Source organism: Mycolicibacterium pulveris, assembly GCF_010725725.1.
GTDB classification, from domain to species: domain Bacteria; phylum Actinomycetota; class Actinomycetes; order Mycobacteriales; family Mycobacteriaceae; genus Mycobacterium; species Mycobacterium pulveris.
On record NZ_AP022599.1, the window covers coordinates 2,578,260 to 2,594,231 of the forward strand.

Here is a 15,972-nt window from a genome sequence, read left to right on the forward strand (position 1 = left end):
ACGATACGGGGAATGCCCAATCGGGCCGCATCGCAATCGCGAAAGCTCGAACGTGCTCGACCGTGAGGAATGCTGAGACGATGCGCACGTATCGGACGTTGCTGACCGCTGTGGACGGCGGCGTGGCGACCATCACCCTGAACCGGCCGCGGCAGCGGAACGCGGTCGGCGACGGCATGCGGGAGGAACTCGCCGACGCGTATCGCAGCTGCGAGCGTGACGACCGGATCCGGGCGGTGGTGCTGACCGGCACCCCGCCGGCGTTCTGCGCGGGCGCGGACCTGTCGTCGGGCGAAGACACGTTCGCCCGGCCCGGCGAGGGCTTCAGCGCGGCGGGCATCGACGTGCCCGCATGGACGCTGAGCAAGCCGGTGATCGCCGCCGTGAACGGACACGCCATCGGGCTGGGGTTGACCCTGGCGTTGCAGTGCGACATCCGGTTCTTCGCCGCCGACGCCCGTTACGGGGTGGTTCAGGTGCGACGCGGCGTGGTCGGTGACGCCTACTCCCACTGGGTGCTGCCGCGGCTGGTCGGCATCGCCAACGCCGCCGAGATCCTGTTGACCGGAGCCACTTTCGACGGTCGACGCGCGGTCGAGCTGGGGCTGGGCAGCCGGGTCCTGGACGCCGACGACGTCCTCGCCGCCGCGCTCGAAATGGCGCACGACATCGCCGACAACACCGCACCGATGTCGGTGGCCGCCAGCAAGCGGCTGCTGTGGGACTCGTTCGATCTGGACCGCGCCGCCGTCGGTCGCCGCGAAACCGAGATCCACCTGCGGCTGATGGCGCACGACGACGCGCGTGAAGGGGTGCGCGCGCACCTGGCCGGGCGGCCGCCGCGGTGGACGGGAAGGCCGGTGGACCCCACCGTCGGATAGGCTGGACCATGCAGCTGGTCTGCCGACGCCGAGGTTTGGCGGCGGCATCGAGCCACCCGCCTCGACGAGATGGGTGGCGAGAGGGAACCCGGTGGGAATCCGGGACTGTCCCGCAGCGGTGTACAGGAACGACCGCCGTCAACGGCACTGGCCCATCGGGCTGGGAAGCGACGGTCAGTAGGGGCACTTCGGTGCGCGCCTGTGAGTCCGAAGACCTGCCAGCTGTACCGGACGCGCCGCGTCCGGTGGTTCATCGCCTCGCGGAATGGGCAGTGGCCGAAGCGGTGTAGCCGCGTTCGGTACGCGTCCCCCGGCGATGACCATCACGCCGTAAAGAGGACGAAGCATGACCGCAACACCTTTCACCGCCACCATTCTCGGATCGCCCCGCATCGGCCCGAACCGGGAACTCAAGCGTGCCCTGGAGAAATACTGGGCGGGCAGCATCGAGCGGGCCGAACTCGAAGCCGTGGCCGCGACGCTGCGCCGCCAGACCGCCGAATCGCTTGCCGCAGCGGGGTTGGACTCCATTCCGGTGAACACGTTCTCCTACTACGACCACGTGCTCGACACCGCGGCGATGCTGGGTGCGCTTCCGGCACGCGTCGCCGACATCGCCGACGATCTCGACCGCTACTTCGCGGCGGCCCGTGGCACCGACGAGATCGCCCCGCTCGAGATGACCAAGTGGTTCGACACCAACTACCACTACATCGTTCCCGAGCTGGCGCCCGGCACCCGGTTCTCGCTCAACCCCGCCAAAGTGCTGGCCGAGCTGAAAGAAGCCAGCGCGCTTGATGTTCCGGCCCGGCCGGTCGTCGTCGGCCCGATCACGTTCCTGGCATTGTCGAAAGCGGTGGACGGCCCCAGTAACATGATCGCACCTATCGAGCGCCTCGACGAGCTCGTCGCCGTCTACGCCGAACTGCTGCAGCTGCTCGCCGATGAGGGTGTCGGCTGGGTGCAGCTCGACGAGCCCGTGTTGGTGACCGACATTCTGGATAACGTCGCGGAGTTGGCGGACCGCACGTACGCAACGCTCGGCCGCGTGGCCAGGCGGCCGTCGCTGTTCGTGGCGACCTACTTCGGCGAATTCACCGACGCACTGCCCGCGCTGGCCCGCACCCCGGTGGAGGCGATCGGCGTCGACCTGGTAGCCGGGGGAGTGTCCGCGGTGGCCGCGGTTCCCGAGTTGGCAGGCAAGACACTGGTGGCCGGCGTCGTCGACGGCCGCAACGTGTGGCGCACCGATCTGGAGAACGCGCTGGCTGCACTGGCCAAGCTGTCGGGATCGGCTGGCAGCGTGGCGGTTTCGACGTCATGCTCGACGCTGCACGTACCCTACTCGCTGGACGCCGAGGACGACATCGACCCCGCGGTGCGCGGCTGGCTGGCGTTCGGCGCCGAGAAGGTCACCGAGGTGGTGACGCTGGCGCGGGGGCTCCGCGACGGCCGCGACGCGATCGAGGCCGAAGTCGCCGCCTCCAACGCAGCGATCGCATCTCGGCGCTCGGACCCGCGCTTGACCAACAAGCCTGTGCGGTCACGGATCTCGTCGATCACCGCGTCGGGGTCCCAGCGGGGACCCGCCCAGGCGCGGCGGGCCGCGCAGAACGAGCGGCTGAACCTGCCGCTTCTGCCGACGACGACCATCGGGTCCTATCCGCAGACGCCGGCCATCCGCGGGGCCCGTGCCCAGCTGCGCTCCGGCAAGATCGACCGCACCGAATACGAGCGGCGGATGAAGGCCGAGATCGCCGATGTGATCCGGCTTCAGGAAGAACTAGGCATCGATGTGCTGGTGCACGGCGAGCCTGAGCGCAACGACATGGTGCAGTATTTCGCCGAGCAGCTCGACGGCTTCCTGGCGACCCAGAACGGGTGGGTGCAGTCCTACGGCAGCCGGTGCGTGCGCCCGCCGATTCTGTTCGGCGACGTGGCGCGGCCGAAACCGATGACCGTGGACTGGATCATTTACGCGCAGTCGCTGACCGACAAGCCGGTCAAGGGAATGCTCACCGGCCCGGTGACCATCCTCGCGTGGTCGTTCGTGCGGGACGACCAGCCGCTGGCCGACACCGCCGCGCAGGTGGCGCTGGCGATCCGCGACGAGACGGTGGACCTGCAGACCGCGGGCATCACGATCATCCAGGTGGACGAGCCCGCGCTCCGGGAGCTGTTGCCGCTGCGCAGCAAGGACCAGGACGCCTACCTGAAGTGGGCCGTGGACGCGTTCCGGCTCGCCACCTCGGGCGTCAGCGACACCACCCAGATCCACACTCACCTGTGCTACTCGGAGTTCGGCGAGATCATCGGCGCGATAGCCGATCTCGACGCCGATGTCACCTCGATCGAAGCGGCACGGTCGCACATGGAGGTGTTGGACGACCTGAACGCCGCCGGGTTCGCCAACAGCGTCGGGCCCGGCGTATACGACATCCACTCACCGCGGGTGCCCAGCACCGAGGAGATCGCCGACAAGCTGCGCGAGGCGTTGCGTGCGGTTCCCGCAGAACGGCTTTGGGTCAACCCGGATTGTGGGCTCAAGACCCGCCAGCCGGACGAGGTGACCGCGTCGCTGCGCAACATGGTGGCGGCCGCACACCAGGTGCGCGCCGAGATCAGCTGATCTGTACGCCCGCGGCGCGCAGGTCCCCGACGGCTTGTTCGGTCGTTTCCGGTGCCACACCGGCGGTGTAGTCCAGCAGTACCCGCGTGGTGAAACCGGCCTCGGCCGCGTCGGCGGCGGTGGCCCGCACACAGTGGTCGGTGGCGATTCCGACCACGTCGACCTCGTCGACACCGCGTTGCCGGAGCCAGTCGGCGAGCGGAGTGCCGTCGTCGTCGGTCCCCTCGAAGCCGCTGTAGGCCGCCGAGTAGTGGCCCTTGCGGAACACGGCTTCCACGGGGCCGGCGTCGAAGCCCGGATGGAATTGCGCGCCCGGCGTGTCGGCGACGCAGTGGCGCGGCCAGGACACCTTGTAGTCGGGGTTGTCGGAGAAGTGCTCGCCCGGGTCGATGTGAAAGTCCTTGGTGGCCACGATGTGCGCGTAGTCGGACCGGTCGGCAAGCAATTGGGTCACCTTGCGTGCCACCTCGGCACCCCCGGTCACGGCCAGCGAGCCGCCCTCGCAGAAGTCGTTCTGCACATCGACGATGATCAGCGCTTTCATACTTCAACCGTAGCGCCGATTCAGCCGCCGAAGAGCAGATACAGCCCGGTGAAGGTGTAGCCGACCATCACCAGCATCATCGCCAGCTGACCGGTCAGCTGATGGCCCGCGGGCAGCAGGCGCAGCGCGCGGTCGTGGGCGGCGATCACGCCTGCGACGTGGCCGGCCAGCACGCAGCCGACCTTGATGGTGGCCAGCAGCGAAGGATGAAGGGACAGTACGTAGTTGACCTCAGCATCCAGGCCGAACAGCAGGATGATCGTCTGCTGGCCGCGTTCCACCAGATAGGTCAGGTAGTGCGCGAACACGTAGCCGATCACGATCGGGATCAGCGAATGCGCCATCTGCCCGGGCAGCGCACGGCGTTGCGGGCGGTCGACGCCTCCCGTCGCGACGGCCGCCGACCAGAACGTCGCGGCGACCACCCCGATGAACAGCAGCAGGCCCGCAGTCTGGATCGCGGTGGCGGTCAGGGCGGACGTGGCGTACTCGTCGACGAGGTTGCGCCAGCGTGGCTGCGCCGAAAAGCTGTCGAACGCCGTCGATCCCAGCAGCACCGCCAAGATCGCGACGACGCCGGGCCGGATCGGCAGCGACGGCAGATTGTCGAACGGGTTGCCCAGCGCGACCAGGCCGGTGCGGGGATCGCGCCGCCACGGCGACAGCCGCGACACAGTGATGCTGTACACCTCGAACGGGTCGGCGCGGCCGTACCAGCGCGGACCGAACAGCAGCCCACCGGCCAAGGTGACGACCAGATAGATCAGTAGCCAAATCCTGATGGCGCCAAGCGATCCGGGGTCGGGGCTGGCGAGCTCGAGCCACACGAACGCGAACAGGCCCAGCGCTGCAGGCCAGTAGCCCAGCGCCGCCGGATAGGCGCGGCCCAGCGAGCGCCAGCCCAGCAGCCGGTGCACTGCCCGAACCGGTGAGATCGCCCGCCACACCGGCCCGGCCACCAGCGACAGCGCCACCAGACCCACCCACAGCAGCACGTAGAACACACCGGGCAGCGGATTGACCGCGTCCTGCGGCCCGATGATCGACGCCACCGCCACCCATACGGCGAACAGCAGCCCGGCCAGCGCGACGGCCCACCGAGTGACCGGGGCGTCGATCACCGTCGTCACCCAGCGCGGCAACGGACGCGCCGGCTTGTCGGGATCGAATCGGGATCGGCGCCATGCGAACGCGACGACCGCGAACGTGAACGTCAACGTCCACGCCGCACCGATCAGTGCGTAGGTGAACGGGATCGGCAGATCGGTCGAGCCGCCAAGGCCGTGCGCGAGCACGACCAGCGGCGGGCCGGTGCTCACCGCACCTGGATGGTCGCGACGATCTTGTTCGCGTCGTGCAGCTCCACTTCGACCCGGCCGGGAATGTCGACGGTGAACTGGAACTGCTGGCCCGGTTCGGGCTTGATCTGGAAGGTGTGCTCGGGGGTGGAGTGCACGTGCAGTTCGTCGGGGGCGTCGCTGTTGACCCTGACCACGATCGGCTGGCCGACCTTCGCCTCGAGCTGTTCGTTTGTGGGATCGACCTGTCCGCCCTCGATGGTGATGTCCAGGGTGACGCGGTCGGGCGGGCGCTGTTGGTCGGTCATGTCCGACGGGCTGATCGTCGACTCGGGCGGCGACGTGCCCTCCGCGGTGTCGCTGCCTTCGGAACTGCATCCGGCGGCGACGAGAGCGGCGGTGGCCAGGACGAGAAGTGCCTTACGACTGATCACGATCCTCCATCTTCGTTTGCGGCTTGCGGCGGTTCTTCACCGCTATGTAAGCAACGACGGCGGCGACCACGATCGCCGGGGCGAAGGCCGGCACGGCGAGCCAGATCGGGTGATCGGCGAGGATGACGACGTTCGGGTCGTTGGACACCGTCACGCCTGGGCCGTTGGTCGCAACTCCGCCTCGCTGCCGCTCGGTTCGGACTTGTTGAGCCGGCCGGCACCCCAAGTGACCCCGGCGATCATGACCAGCGTGCAGAACAGCACGATCAGGCAGCCGATGAGCCACAGCGCTTCGGGGATGTCGGGGCTGCGCTCGCGCTGCAGGATCGTGATCTCGGCGACGAACGGGCGCGTCGTCGTCGCCTCGGCGGGCACCTCCGGCGCACCGATGCCCGGGTCGGCGGCCAGATAGATCGGCACAGCGGCCAACGTCTTGCCGTCGTGCACGCGCAGCAGCGTCTTCCACGAGCCCGACGCCGGCATCGGCTCGGTCGAGCGGAAGTGACCGGGGCCCACCGTTTCCAGGTGGTCGATGAACAGGCCGCGTTGGTTGGCGATGCCGCCCTGCCAGCCCAGTACAGACACCCAGTTGGGGTTGTCGCTGAGCAGATTCGCGGGCGTGAGCTGAATGTCGGCGGTCACCTGCCGCTGCTCACCCAAGCTCGGTGCCTCGGTGAGAGTGATTGTGGCGGTTGCGCTTTCGGGCACGTCGTAGCGTAGCCCGTTGGCGGTGGCGGCGCCGATGACGACGACTGTGAGCGCGACCAGCCCGACCCCGATTGCGCGTGCAGGCAACGGCTGATCACACAGCACCATGCCGAGCAGCGCGCCGCAGGCGCCGGTGAGCACCGCCACGGGCACCGCCATCACCAGGGCCTCGGGCCACAGGCTCGTCTGCCACGGGTACGGATAGACGGCGTTGATCCACAGCGATTCCAGCCAGAGTCCGACCGTGCCGATCGCCAGACCGCCGACGAGCCCGAAGACGACCGGCCGCTTGAGCAGCGGGGTCAGCGCGATCAACTCCACGAGGACGGCCGCACCGAGGTAGAGCGGGAACCAGCTGTTGGGCGCGTCGAGCACCGGCCCGACCGCAAAGGAGACCAGGCCGCGTAGCCCGATGGCGAGCAGCGCGGCCAGGATGGCCGCCCCGCGCCCCATGAACAGCCGTGCGGCGACCAGCGCGAAGGCGGCGGCCGCGGCGATCAGCATGGGTTGGAACACCTGGCGGAACTGTTGTACGCCGAAGTCGAACTCGATCTGGTACACCGACATGCCGATGAGGACCCCGGCGAAGGCCAGGTACTGCACGAACTTCAGCCCGATGCCGTCGCGGGGCTTTTCGTCGCCCATCGCGTGTCGACCCTCGTGCTCGAGGTACAGGGCCGCAAGGGTGGAGAAGCCGGCACCGCCGATCATCATCAAATGTGTCGGCCCCCAAAGGGTTACGTCCTGACCGAAGATCCGATGCCAGACGTCGTCGAGCGGGAACCCCAGAAGCGCATACAAGCCGCAGCCGGCCATCACGATGCCGCCGACCGGCGCGTACCAGGTATCGGTGATCCGGACCGCCGACGGGCCGGGTTTGTCTTCAGGTCCGCCGAGGGGCAGCACCATCGCCAGGCAGCCGGCGACGAAGATGAAGAACAGGCCGGCCAGGATGAAGTAGTGCGCGGGGTTGGCCAGCGGGCCCTCGTCGCGGCCCGCGCCGATGTGCAGGCTGACGTCCCAGATGAAGCCGAACAGCGCGCAGATGATCGCGGTGATGAACAGCGCGATGGGCAGCGCCACCCACGGCGGGCGTTTGAAGCGGCGTCCCGACCAGTCGGCGAGGCGGGTGAGCCAGGTGATCTTGCGGCTGCGATGCAGCCAGCCGATCCACAGCAGCAATGCCGTCACCACGGCCGCGAAGATCGACAAGCCGATGACTTCGTTGAGTGCGGCACCGCCGCCCTCGTCCTGCGCGACGAGGGAAATTTCCGTCATGTCCGTCATGTGCCCTACCCGGTGGATGTCGGAGGAAACTTCTTACTCCGCAGTAATGTTGCCAGAATTCCGTACGGCCAAACCCGGCTCCATCAGGCCACCACCCGGAAGGTCTGAAGTGACGGATCGGCGGCGTCCGGAAGGTTCATCCCGGCCCGCAGGCCGGTACGCAGGTAGTCGATGACAGCCATGTTGAGCCGCTCACCCGGGACGACGGCGGGTATGCCGGGCGGGTAGGGGGTGATCTGCTCGGCGGCGATGCGGCCCTCTGCCTTGTCGGCGGGTACGGCTTCGGTGCGGCCGAAGAACGCGTCGCGGGGCAACTCGACGGTCTCCAACTCGATCTCCTCGGGCGAGGGCAGGCGCACCTGTGGCGGCTTGTCGAGGTCGTTGGCGGCCTTGCGCCACGCCCACAGCGAGTCCAGCAGCCGTTCGCAGGTTGGTTTGGCGTCGGCGAACGACATGGTGGCCAGGATGCGTCGATGGTCGCTCATGCCGAGGTCGATCTGACGGTGTTCACGTAGCCAGTCGGCGGCCTGGTAGCCCGATGTTCCTGCGCCGGACACGTCGATCAGCACTTGTAGGCGGTCGAGGTCGTGCGAGGCTTCGACGCCGAGAAGTTCGGCGTCGAGGACCTCGATGTCGGGGATGAGTTCGATGTCGTCGCGCAGGCCGCCGACCAATTCGATTGCGGCGCCGAGGAGATCGTGGCCGTGCTCGACCATCTGCCTGCGCCAGCCGTCCATGGCGGCGTAGATCGGCACGCTGGGGCTGGTGGTCATGAGCAGGTCGGCGCATGCGGACAGGCGCGTCTGGTCGATCAGATCGCCCTGCAGGTGGAAGACCGATCCCTGTTCGAACCCGGCACCCATCTTGTGCACGCTCACGACGCAGACGTCGGCGCCGGCGTCCATCGCCCAGGTGGGCAGATCCTCGTGGAACGGCAGGTGAGCGCCCCATGCCTCGTCGACGATGAGCGGCTTACCGCGGTCGTGGCATACGCGGGCGATCGCGGCGATGTCGGCGCAGGTGCCGTAAGGGCTGGGGCTGACGACGAGGGCGCCGGCGGCGTCGGGGTGGGCGTCCCAGGCCCGTTCGAACTCCTCGGGTGACGGCGGATGGGAGATGTGTTGGTGGGCGTCCCAGCGCGGGGTGACCCAGCGTGGTTGCACGCCGGAGAAGATCAGCCCCGCGACGATCGACTTGTGACTGTCACGGGGGACGATCAGGCTTCCGCCGGAAGACCCGGTGGATTGGTCCGGGCCGCCGGCGACGGCCATCATCGCCGCTTTCACCGACAGCGAACTGCCGCAGGTGGAAAACCAGGCCACCTCGGCGCCGACGGCCTCGGCCATCAGTTCCTCGGCGTGCTGGAGGTACTTGTTGCTCGAGCGGCGGTCATCGAGGCCGCCGTTGGCGAGCAAGTCGTCCCGGAAGGCTTCGGGGCCGAGCACGCCGAGCACGCGGTCGTCGACGCCGCGGCCCTGGCGGTGACCGGGTGGGGTGAAGCCGTAGCGGTCGCGCTTGCGGTAGTCGACCAGAGCATCCAAGAGGGGCGCTTCGGATTGGTCCATATCGGCCGGTTACCCAGTTACGGGGTGAGCACCACCTTGACCATGCCGTCCTCCTTCTTCTGGAAGGTTTCGTACGCGCCGGGTGCGGCCTCGAGCGGCAGCCGGTGGGTGGCGAACTGTTCGACGCCGAGCGGATCCTCGGCGGTGAGCAGCGGCATGATGTCGGGCACCCACCGTTTGACGTTGGCCTGGCCCATGCGGAGCTGAATCTGCTTGTCGAACAACGTCATCATGTTGATGGGGTCGGCTGCGCCGCCGTAGACGCCGGACAGTGAGATGGTGCCGCCGCGGCGTACCAGCGAGATCGCGGAGTTGAGTGCGGCGAGGCGGTCGACGCCGGCGTGCTTCATGACGACCCGCCCCACCGGGGACGGCAGGAAACCGCTGGCGGTCTGCGCGGCTTCGGCGATCGGGGAGCCGTGGGCTTCCATCCCGACGGCATCGATGACCGAGTCGGCACCGCGGCCCTGGGTGTGACTCTTGACGATCTCGTCGGCGTCGTCGTGGCGCAGATCGATGATCTCCTCGCAGTAGTCGCGGGCCCGGTCGAGGCGCTCATCGACCAAGTCCACGCCGATCACCTTGCAGCGGTTGCGATGTGAGGCGATGCGGCAAGCCATGGATCCGATCGGGCCGAGGCCGAGGACCACCAGAGTGCCGCCGTCGGGCACCGCGGCGTACTCGACGGCCTGCCAGGCGGTGGGCAGCACATCAGAGAGGTAGACGTAGCGTTCGTCAGGCCCGTCGACGGGCACCTTGATGTGGGTGTACTGGGCTTGCGGAACGCGTAGGTATTCGGCTTGGCCGCCGGCGACCTCGCCGTAGAGCTTGGAGTAGCCGAAGAGGGCGGCGCCGGTGCCCTGGTCGCGGTTCTGGGTGGTCTCGCATTGGCTCTGCAGTCCTTGGTCGCACATGAAGCAGTGGCCGCAGGAGATGTTGAACGGGATGACCACGCGGTCGCCGACTTTCAAGCCGTCGACATCGCGGCCGACCTCCTCGACCACGCCCATCGCCTCGTGCCCGAGGATGTCGCCCTCGCTCATGAACGCGCCGAGCACTTCGTACAGATGCAGGTCCGACCCGCAGATATTGGTGCTGGTGACGCGGATGATCGCGTCGTTGGGTTCCTTGATCGTCGGGTCGGGCACGTTATCGACGGAGACCTTCCGTCGGCCTTGCCAGGTCACTGCGCGCATGGGCGTCCTCCTCGAAGTCGTGCTAGAGGCGTGCCCGTTGAGGCGGAAGCCAAACACCTGACGGCCGGCGAGGCGTTTCGGTTGCCTGTCCGGCGTCGATTTCTACCGCAGGGTTGTGGCGGCGGGGCGATCGCGACCGTGGCGCAGATTTCGCGGCGGGATGTGCGACGCGGTGCGACTGTGGAATCGCCCTCATGGTGAGTGGTGCACTTGCCTCCGCGAACGCGATGCTCGGGGAATCGCCGTCAGGAGAAGGGCATCCGTGGAACTCAGGGGTACGACGGTGGAGTCGCCGCGTTGAGCTTGCGTTCGGTGTTGATGCGTGTGGTGGTGTCGGCGGCGCGGGTGCGTCGTCGGCGGGGCATCTTCAGGTGGCGTTGGGCTGAAGATGGTGGGGGTGGGTGTGCGGGTGGGGGTAGGTCGGCGGTGGTGGTGTCCCAGTGTGGGAACAGCATGCGGCTGAGCGGGCGGGTGGTGTAGGTGTGTCCGCTGGGGGCTCTCCACACGATGGTGCCGTCAGCAAGCTGTGTGTCTTGCCAGCCGCAGAACGTTTTGAGCAAGTGATGTAGGCGGCATAAGCATTTGGTGTTGGAGGGGTGGGTGCGCCCGGTCGGGTAGGGGATGGTGTGGTCGATGTCGCAGTGTTGGGCGGGGCGGTCACAGCCGGGGAAGCGACAGGTCAGATCGCGCATGCGGATGAAGCGTTGGCAGGCCCGCGGGGGTCGATAGCCGGGGTCGGCGATGTCCTCGGGGCGATACACGTTGCGCACGGTGGCGCCGTTGGCGACTAGTTCGGCCAACAATGCTGGGGGGATCACCCCGCCACCGCCGAGGATGATCGCCGCCGCAGCGCCCGGTTCGGGCTCATCGACCGACCCGCCGGCCGGTGGATTTGGTGTCGCCGACGCATCCGCGGTGGGCTCATCATCCACCGGAGGTGGCGGCTCATAGTCCACCGAGGGTGGCGGCTCGTCGTCGACCGGCCGTGGTGGTGGCTCGTCGTTGACCGGCGGCTCGTCGTTGGCCGGTGGTGTGGGTTCGTCGGTGGGGGTGGGTGGATCGGGTCTGCGCGATTCGGGCTTGGCGGTGGTGTTCTCAGACCCATCGACGTCTTCGGTGTTGGTAGCGGTGCGGGAGCTGGCGGTGGTCTTGGTGGGGGTGGTGGTGATGGCGTGGATGACGATGGCGGTGGCGCGGGGGTCGGGGGCCCCGGCGCGTGGGCACTGTGGGCTGTTGCAGTGGCAGGCTAGTTGGTCGGCGCCGGCGGCGATCGCGCCGAGGGCGGCGGCGCGGCGTTGGCCGGCGCTGCGCGGATCCGCCTCGCACACGCTGGTGCTCAGCTCGCGGATGCGTTGTTGTAGCAGCGCGGCGTCGGGGGCGGTCAGCCGGCCGTAGACGGAGGCGGTGCCGGTGGCGTCATCGGGCTTGCCGATCTGCACATCGCAGTTGCGCGCGGCTTCATGAAAGCGTCGCCGGGCATCGGGGTCATGGGTTTCCACGATGGCGTCGATGGCCAAGTCCAGGCGCTGCTGGGATAGCGCGCCCCACCCGCGGGCGTGCTGGGCGATCGCGGCATCGATACGGGCGGCCAACTCGGCGCTGATCACCAGGTGGGTGCGCCAGGTGATGGTGGACACCAACGCCGCGCTGATGGCCCCGGCGCTGAACAGGGCGGCGACCTTGGGTAGCCGGTCGCGCAGGCTCAGCCCGATGGCCAGTTGTTGTTTGGCGCGGTGATGGCTGATGCCCATGGCCGCGGACACTTCGGCGGCCGCGCACGCCCACAGATCCACCAACCACTGTTGGCGTTCGTCGTCTTCGGGTTCGGTGGCACGCGCGGCCAGCTCCCCGACCGCGGCCAGCCGCCGCGCCGCGGCCTGGGCCTCCGCACGGGTGCAGGCCTGGATCTCAGCTACCAGATCGGCCTCCTCGACCGACCGAAACTCCGAACCGAACATACGTTCGATACTGCCAGAGAGGTCCGACAAAATGGGCGCGCCGTCGTACAGGGTTCGTTTCAGACGCTGGCACTTGCAGCGATCGCGTCCGCCGACAGGACGCTCAGGTGTTGCCAATAGATCCAATCGGCGATCGCGGCACGTTGGCTGGCTTCATCGGTTGCGATGTGCGCGTCGTGGAGCGCCAACTCCTGGGCATGCTCCGCGTAGGTGACAAAGGCTGCCAGCTGAACCTGTCCGCGGTCGGGCGCATTGCTAAGGAGCGGTCGAAATACTTCGAACCACAACTCCGCGCGTTGATCTTGGGGCGCTTCGGTGTCTGTGGGCGCTGGAGGCAATACGTCGGACAGGCCACCGCCGCTAATGGCGGCGAGCCTAGTTGCGGCATCGGCGGCGATCACCTGCAAGCGGCGACGGCCTTTCATTTCGCCGCTCTGCGGTATGTCGTCGGGCCGCAGAACAATTTTGGGTGCGCCGGGATCGAAGCCCTTGAACTGGTCCTCGGTGGCGATGACCGCTCGCAGTTCAGTGTTGTGGTGCTGTGCCCAACCATGCAGCGCCAGAATCGGATACGTAGCCCAGGTGCCGCGGATGGTAGCCGGGATGGACTCATCTGCTGACGCCATTTTCACCGGGTCCGGCAGGTTGACGCCCTCGGGTATGTAGCCCAGTCCGTAGTTGTTGGCGACGACGATGGTGCCATCCTTGGCGAGGCCGGTGATCCAAAAGAACCCGATATCGTTGATCCCCAGGTTGAGAGCTGCGGCGATGCGATGGGCGACTTGGACCGGATCAGTTGCCGAGGGTCGCCGTAGTGTCGCGGCAGCGATGGCCTCACGCTGTGCACGTGCCGCCGATACCGGTACCGGTGCGGGCGCACCGACAGTGCTCGAACCCGCTGCGGCCGCAGCCGGAGCGACGCTGGGCCCGGCAGTTGCCGGAGTAGCGGGTGCCGCCGGTGGAGGCGTCGGCGGTGGACCCAACGGGACAGCACCTCCCGGCGCGGCACCGCTGCCGGGCGCGGGTGTGAGGGGCGCCGGGGCGGTGACGCCAGCGCCGGCGCTGGCAGGCGAGGTTGGTGCGGGTGGAGGGGTTGCCGTCGGAGTATCGGCTACCAGGGGTGCATTGAGCGGTTGAGCGGTGGGCGCGGCCCCCATCGGAGCTGCGGCTGGCTGTGGAGGTGGAATCGACGTCTGCGCTGCGGTTTTCGCCGCGGCATCCGCCATCGAGCGTTGAAACTCCACGAGCTGTGTCTGTTGATTAGCCGCTGCTGCAGCAGGATTCGAGGTGATCGGCGGGCTGGAGGTGGACGTCGATGGTGCCGATGTGCTCGACAACGGACTCGCCGATGTGCCGACGCTGGGCGCGGATGGTGCGACGGAAGCGCCTGGGGTGCTGGGGATTACGGGTGCTACAGGGGCCACTTCAATAGGAGCGCCTGGGCCGGCTTCCGGTGGGATGGGCGGCGACGGATCAGCCACAACTTCGTCGCCACCCACACCCGACAAACCACTACGGGAAGGTACGGGGCCAGAGTCTTCGGCCGGCACTTTGGGCGGCAGGTTTGTGTGCACTTCCTTCCCGCCGACGCCCGCCAGGGCGCCATCTGCCGGCAGAGCGTTAGGTGGTGGTGTACGCGTCAATACCGGTGGCGTGGTTTTCAACTCATCTCCGCCGACACCGGACAAATGGCTAACGAGAACGACTCGAGTGCCTGAAGTGTCGGCTGCAGCGCCAAGTTGGGACTCGTTGCCTGCTGTGCCATTTATGCTGTCGATAGATGGCGATGCCTTCCCCGAGACGAGCGAAGCCGCCAAAGCGACGATGTCGAGGTTCTCGTTACGGGTTGATTCCACGACCGCATCGACTGCCGACTTCTTCTCCGACTCCAAGCCATCTCCACGCAGAATGATGTCAATCAATTCGTGTGCGAGATCGACGTTATCGATGATGCCGTTCTTCGCACTCGTCACAGAGATGACGCTGTCACGATAGAGCTGTTCGGAGGCGTCGAGCTTGCCCTTGACCGCCTGTATATCGGCGATCCGCTTATCGAGCGCAGCGTTAGCGGATATCGCCCCTCCCCCTGACCAGAGGCCGACTCCGCCGAACATTGCACTGCGTTCTTGTCTTGCGGCATCAAGCTGTGCGCCAAGAGTATTCGAGACTATGCCGATTGCATCTGCGCATGCGTGCAGTACATCTTCGTCTACGTCAGGCCATGCCGGTGGCGCTGCCATCCCGTACGGATCGTTTGGTCGCGAGATACCCATCGTTAAGTCACGCGCACTCGATGAAGGGATCGTTAAGACTGTGCGGCGACCATCGCGATGTCGTTGTGCGCCATGGCCAGCCAACCAGCCGCCGTGCACGTTTAGGGGCAGTAAGACTGGATGGCTCAACCGTCCTTTGCTCCATTACGCACCCGCCGCCTTGCATGCATCGAATATCGCGTTGGTGAGGTCGACAGCCACTCCAGAGAGGTAAGAATCGGCTGACGTGTAAGTAGGCAGCGCTTCGACAAACGCACGGCGGTACTGCGCAGCGAGGACTGCGAAATCCTCCAGTGTTGCGCTCTCGCTACGGCGACCCAGATCCTCTACGTCATCGGCGAATGTGCTAATCACTGTCTTAAGTGAATCGGCAACCGAGCGCTGCTCCGGATTCCATTCAGCAAAAGGTTTACTCGCGTCGATTGTGCCCCAAGCGGTGGTGTCAGCTTGGAACCGACGTAGTAAGCCTTCCCACTCCCCGCATGTTGGATCCGGCGCTGTTAAGAACTGTTCCGGGTTGTTGGGATTCTGAATCGCTGCAATTCGAGATGGTGGATCGGGAGCTGGAAGCAGAGGCGCCCACGCTTGAGCAGTGCCGTAGGTGATCGCGGCACACAAGTTCGCCAAAGCCGACGATGTGTCAGCAGCGACGATGGCTAGATAATTGTCGACGGGCTCGTAAGTGGGAATGGCGTTTCCGTAAGCGCGCGCATATGCAATGAACTGCTCGTAGAGTTTGCGGATCACGCGATGAGGTGTGATCTCGACCAGCCGTGTCGATTGGTCTGCTGCTGCGATCATGGCCCGCCCCACCGCGTCGTACTGCGTGCGCTGTTCGGTTGTCCATTGCTCGGCGGAGATGGAACGGTCGATGCTGTCCCATCCGTTATGTTGCGCCTGAGCAAGCGTGCTGTTGATCGGTGTCCACGCTGCGCACGTCGGGTCTTCGGTGATGACGTTGGCGGGGCCTTTGTCGTCGGCGCTCGCTAGGCTAAATGTGTTGGCCGACGAATTCGAGTCGTCGCTGCCGTCGTCCTTCGTCACCGAAATCGTCACTGCCACGGTCACTCCGATGACCGCTAGCAATGCTACGGCTCCCAGTGCCCACTTCCAGCCGTTGCCCCGCTTCTTTGGCGGCGGGCCCGGTGCCCATTGCTGCTGCGGTGGCCACGGCGGCTGCTGCGGAGGATACGGCGGAC

The 15,972-nt window shown here is 66.9% G+C and carries 12 protein-coding genes and 1 riboswitch; of the genes, 2 read left to right on the forward strand and 10 right to left on the reverse strand.

The window, feature by feature from the left end:
- Nucleotides 1–80: 80 nt before the first annotated feature.
- Both G6N28_RS12435 and metE read left to right on the forward strand, forming a co-directional pair.
- Nucleotides 81–881 (forward strand): enoyl-CoA hydratase/isomerase family protein, encoded by an 801-nt coding sequence (locus tag G6N28_RS12435; protein WP_163906176.1) that lies wholly within the window; start codon nt 81–83, stop codon nt 879–881.
- A gap of 32 nt (nt 882–913) precedes the next feature.
- Nucleotides 914–1,118, forward strand: a riboswitch (cobalamin riboswitch).
- Between the two features lie 109 nt (nt 1,119–1,227).
- Nucleotides 1,228–3,510, forward strand: a complete 2,283-nt coding sequence (gene metE / locus G6N28_RS12440; protein ID WP_163900667.1) for a 5-methyltetrahydropteroyltriglutamate--homocysteine S-methyltransferase — start codon at nt 1,228–1,230, stop codon at nt 3,508–3,510.
- On the opposite strand, the gene G6N28_RS12445 is transcribed toward metE, so the two are convergent.
- From G6N28_RS12445 to G6N28_RS12490, 10 genes are all read right to left on the reverse strand, one after another.
- Nucleotides 3,503–4,054, reverse strand: a complete 552-nt coding sequence (locus G6N28_RS12445; protein WP_163900669.1) for an isochorismatase family protein — start codon at nt 4,052–4,054, stop codon at nt 3,503–3,505. The genes metE and G6N28_RS12445 overlap by 8 nt on opposite strands.
- 20 nt (nt 4,055–4,074) lie before the next feature.
- The gene (locus G6N28_RS12450; RefSeq protein ID WP_163900671.1) at nt 4,075–5,373 is read right to left on the reverse strand and encodes a hypothetical protein; all 1,299 of its coding nucleotides are present in this window, start codon (nt 5,371–5,373) and stop codon (nt 4,075–4,077) included.
- Complete coding sequence (locus tag G6N28_RS12455) at nt 5,370–5,789, reverse strand: hypothetical protein (RefSeq protein ID WP_163906178.1); 420 nt, start codon at nt 5,787–5,789, stop codon at nt 5,370–5,372. Before G6N28_RS12455 ends, G6N28_RS12450 begins: the two co-directional genes overlap by 4 nt.
- Nucleotides 5,773–5,940 carry a hypothetical protein gene (locus tag G6N28_RS12460; RefSeq protein ID WP_163896471.1) on the reverse strand — a complete coding sequence of 56 codons (168 nt, stop codon included), beginning with the start codon at nt 5,938–5,940 and terminating at the stop codon, nt 5,773–5,775. The genes G6N28_RS12455 and G6N28_RS12460 overlap by 17 nt, the downstream gene beginning before the upstream one ends.
- Nucleotides 5,937–7,781 carry a hypothetical protein gene (locus G6N28_RS12465; protein WP_163900673.1) on the reverse strand — a complete coding sequence of 615 codons (1,845 nt, stop codon included), beginning with the start codon at nt 7,779–7,781 and terminating at the stop codon, nt 5,937–5,939. The genes G6N28_RS12460 and G6N28_RS12465 overlap by 4 nt, the downstream gene beginning before the upstream one ends.
- Before the next feature lie 83 nt (nt 7,782–7,864).
- Nucleotides 7,865–9,346, reverse strand: a complete 1,482-nt coding sequence (locus G6N28_RS12470; protein ID WP_163900675.1) for an aminotransferase class I/II-fold pyridoxal phosphate-dependent enzyme — start codon at nt 9,344–9,346, stop codon at nt 7,865–7,867.
- 17 nt (nt 9,347–9,363) lie between these two features.
- Complete coding sequence (locus G6N28_RS12475; RefSeq protein WP_163900677.1) at nt 9,364–10,542, reverse strand: zinc-dependent alcohol dehydrogenase; 1,179 nt, start codon at nt 10,540–10,542, stop codon at nt 9,364–9,366.
- Between the two features lie 269 nt (nt 10,543–10,811).
- Entirely contained in the window at nt 10,812–12,500 is a 1,689-nt protein-coding gene (locus G6N28_RS27280) for an HNH endonuclease signature motif containing protein (protein ID WP_163900680.1), read from the reverse strand.
- 59 nt (nt 12,501–12,559) lie between these two features.
- Complete coding sequence (locus G6N28_RS27065; protein ID WP_235674813.1) at nt 12,560–14,614, reverse strand: EspK C-terminal domain-containing protein; 2,055 nt, start codon at nt 14,612–14,614, stop codon at nt 12,560–12,562.
- Between the two features lie 303 nt (nt 14,615–14,917).
- Entirely contained in the window at nt 14,918–15,835 is a 918-nt protein-coding gene (locus G6N28_RS12490) for an ESX-1 system-associated protein (protein WP_235674554.1), read from the reverse strand.
- Nucleotides 15,836–15,972: the final 137 nt, after the last annotated feature.

Coding starts and splice junctions, on each gene's coding strand:
- G6N28_RS12435 (WP_163906176.1), top strand. CDS start 81: ATGCGCACGTATCGGACGTTGCTGACCGCTGTGGACGGCGGCGTGGCG.
- metE (WP_163900667.1), top strand. CDS start 1,228: ATGACCGCAACACCTTTCACCGCCACCATTCTCGGATCGCCCCGCATC.
- G6N28_RS12445 (WP_163900669.1), bottom strand. CDS start 4,054: ATGAAAGCGCTGATCATCGTCGATGTGCAGAACGACTTCTGCGAGGGC.
- G6N28_RS12465 (WP_163900673.1), bottom strand. CDS start 7,781: ATGACGGACATGACGGAAATTTCCCTCGTCGCGCAGGACGAGGGCGGC.
- G6N28_RS12470 (WP_163900675.1), bottom strand. CDS start 9,346: ATGGACCAATCCGAAGCGCCCCTCTTGGATGCTCTGGTCGACTACCGC.
- G6N28_RS12475 (WP_163900677.1), bottom strand. CDS start 10,542: ATGCGCGCAGTGACCTGGCAAGGCCGACGGAAGGTCTCCGTCGATAAC.
- G6N28_RS27280 (WP_163900680.1), bottom strand. CDS start 12,500: ATGTTCGGTTCGGAGTTTCGGTCGGTCGAGGAGGCCGATCTGGTAGCT.
- G6N28_RS27065 (WP_235674813.1), bottom strand. CDS start 14,614: ATGTTCGGCGGAGTCGGCCTCTGGTCAGGGGGAGGGGCGATATCCGCT.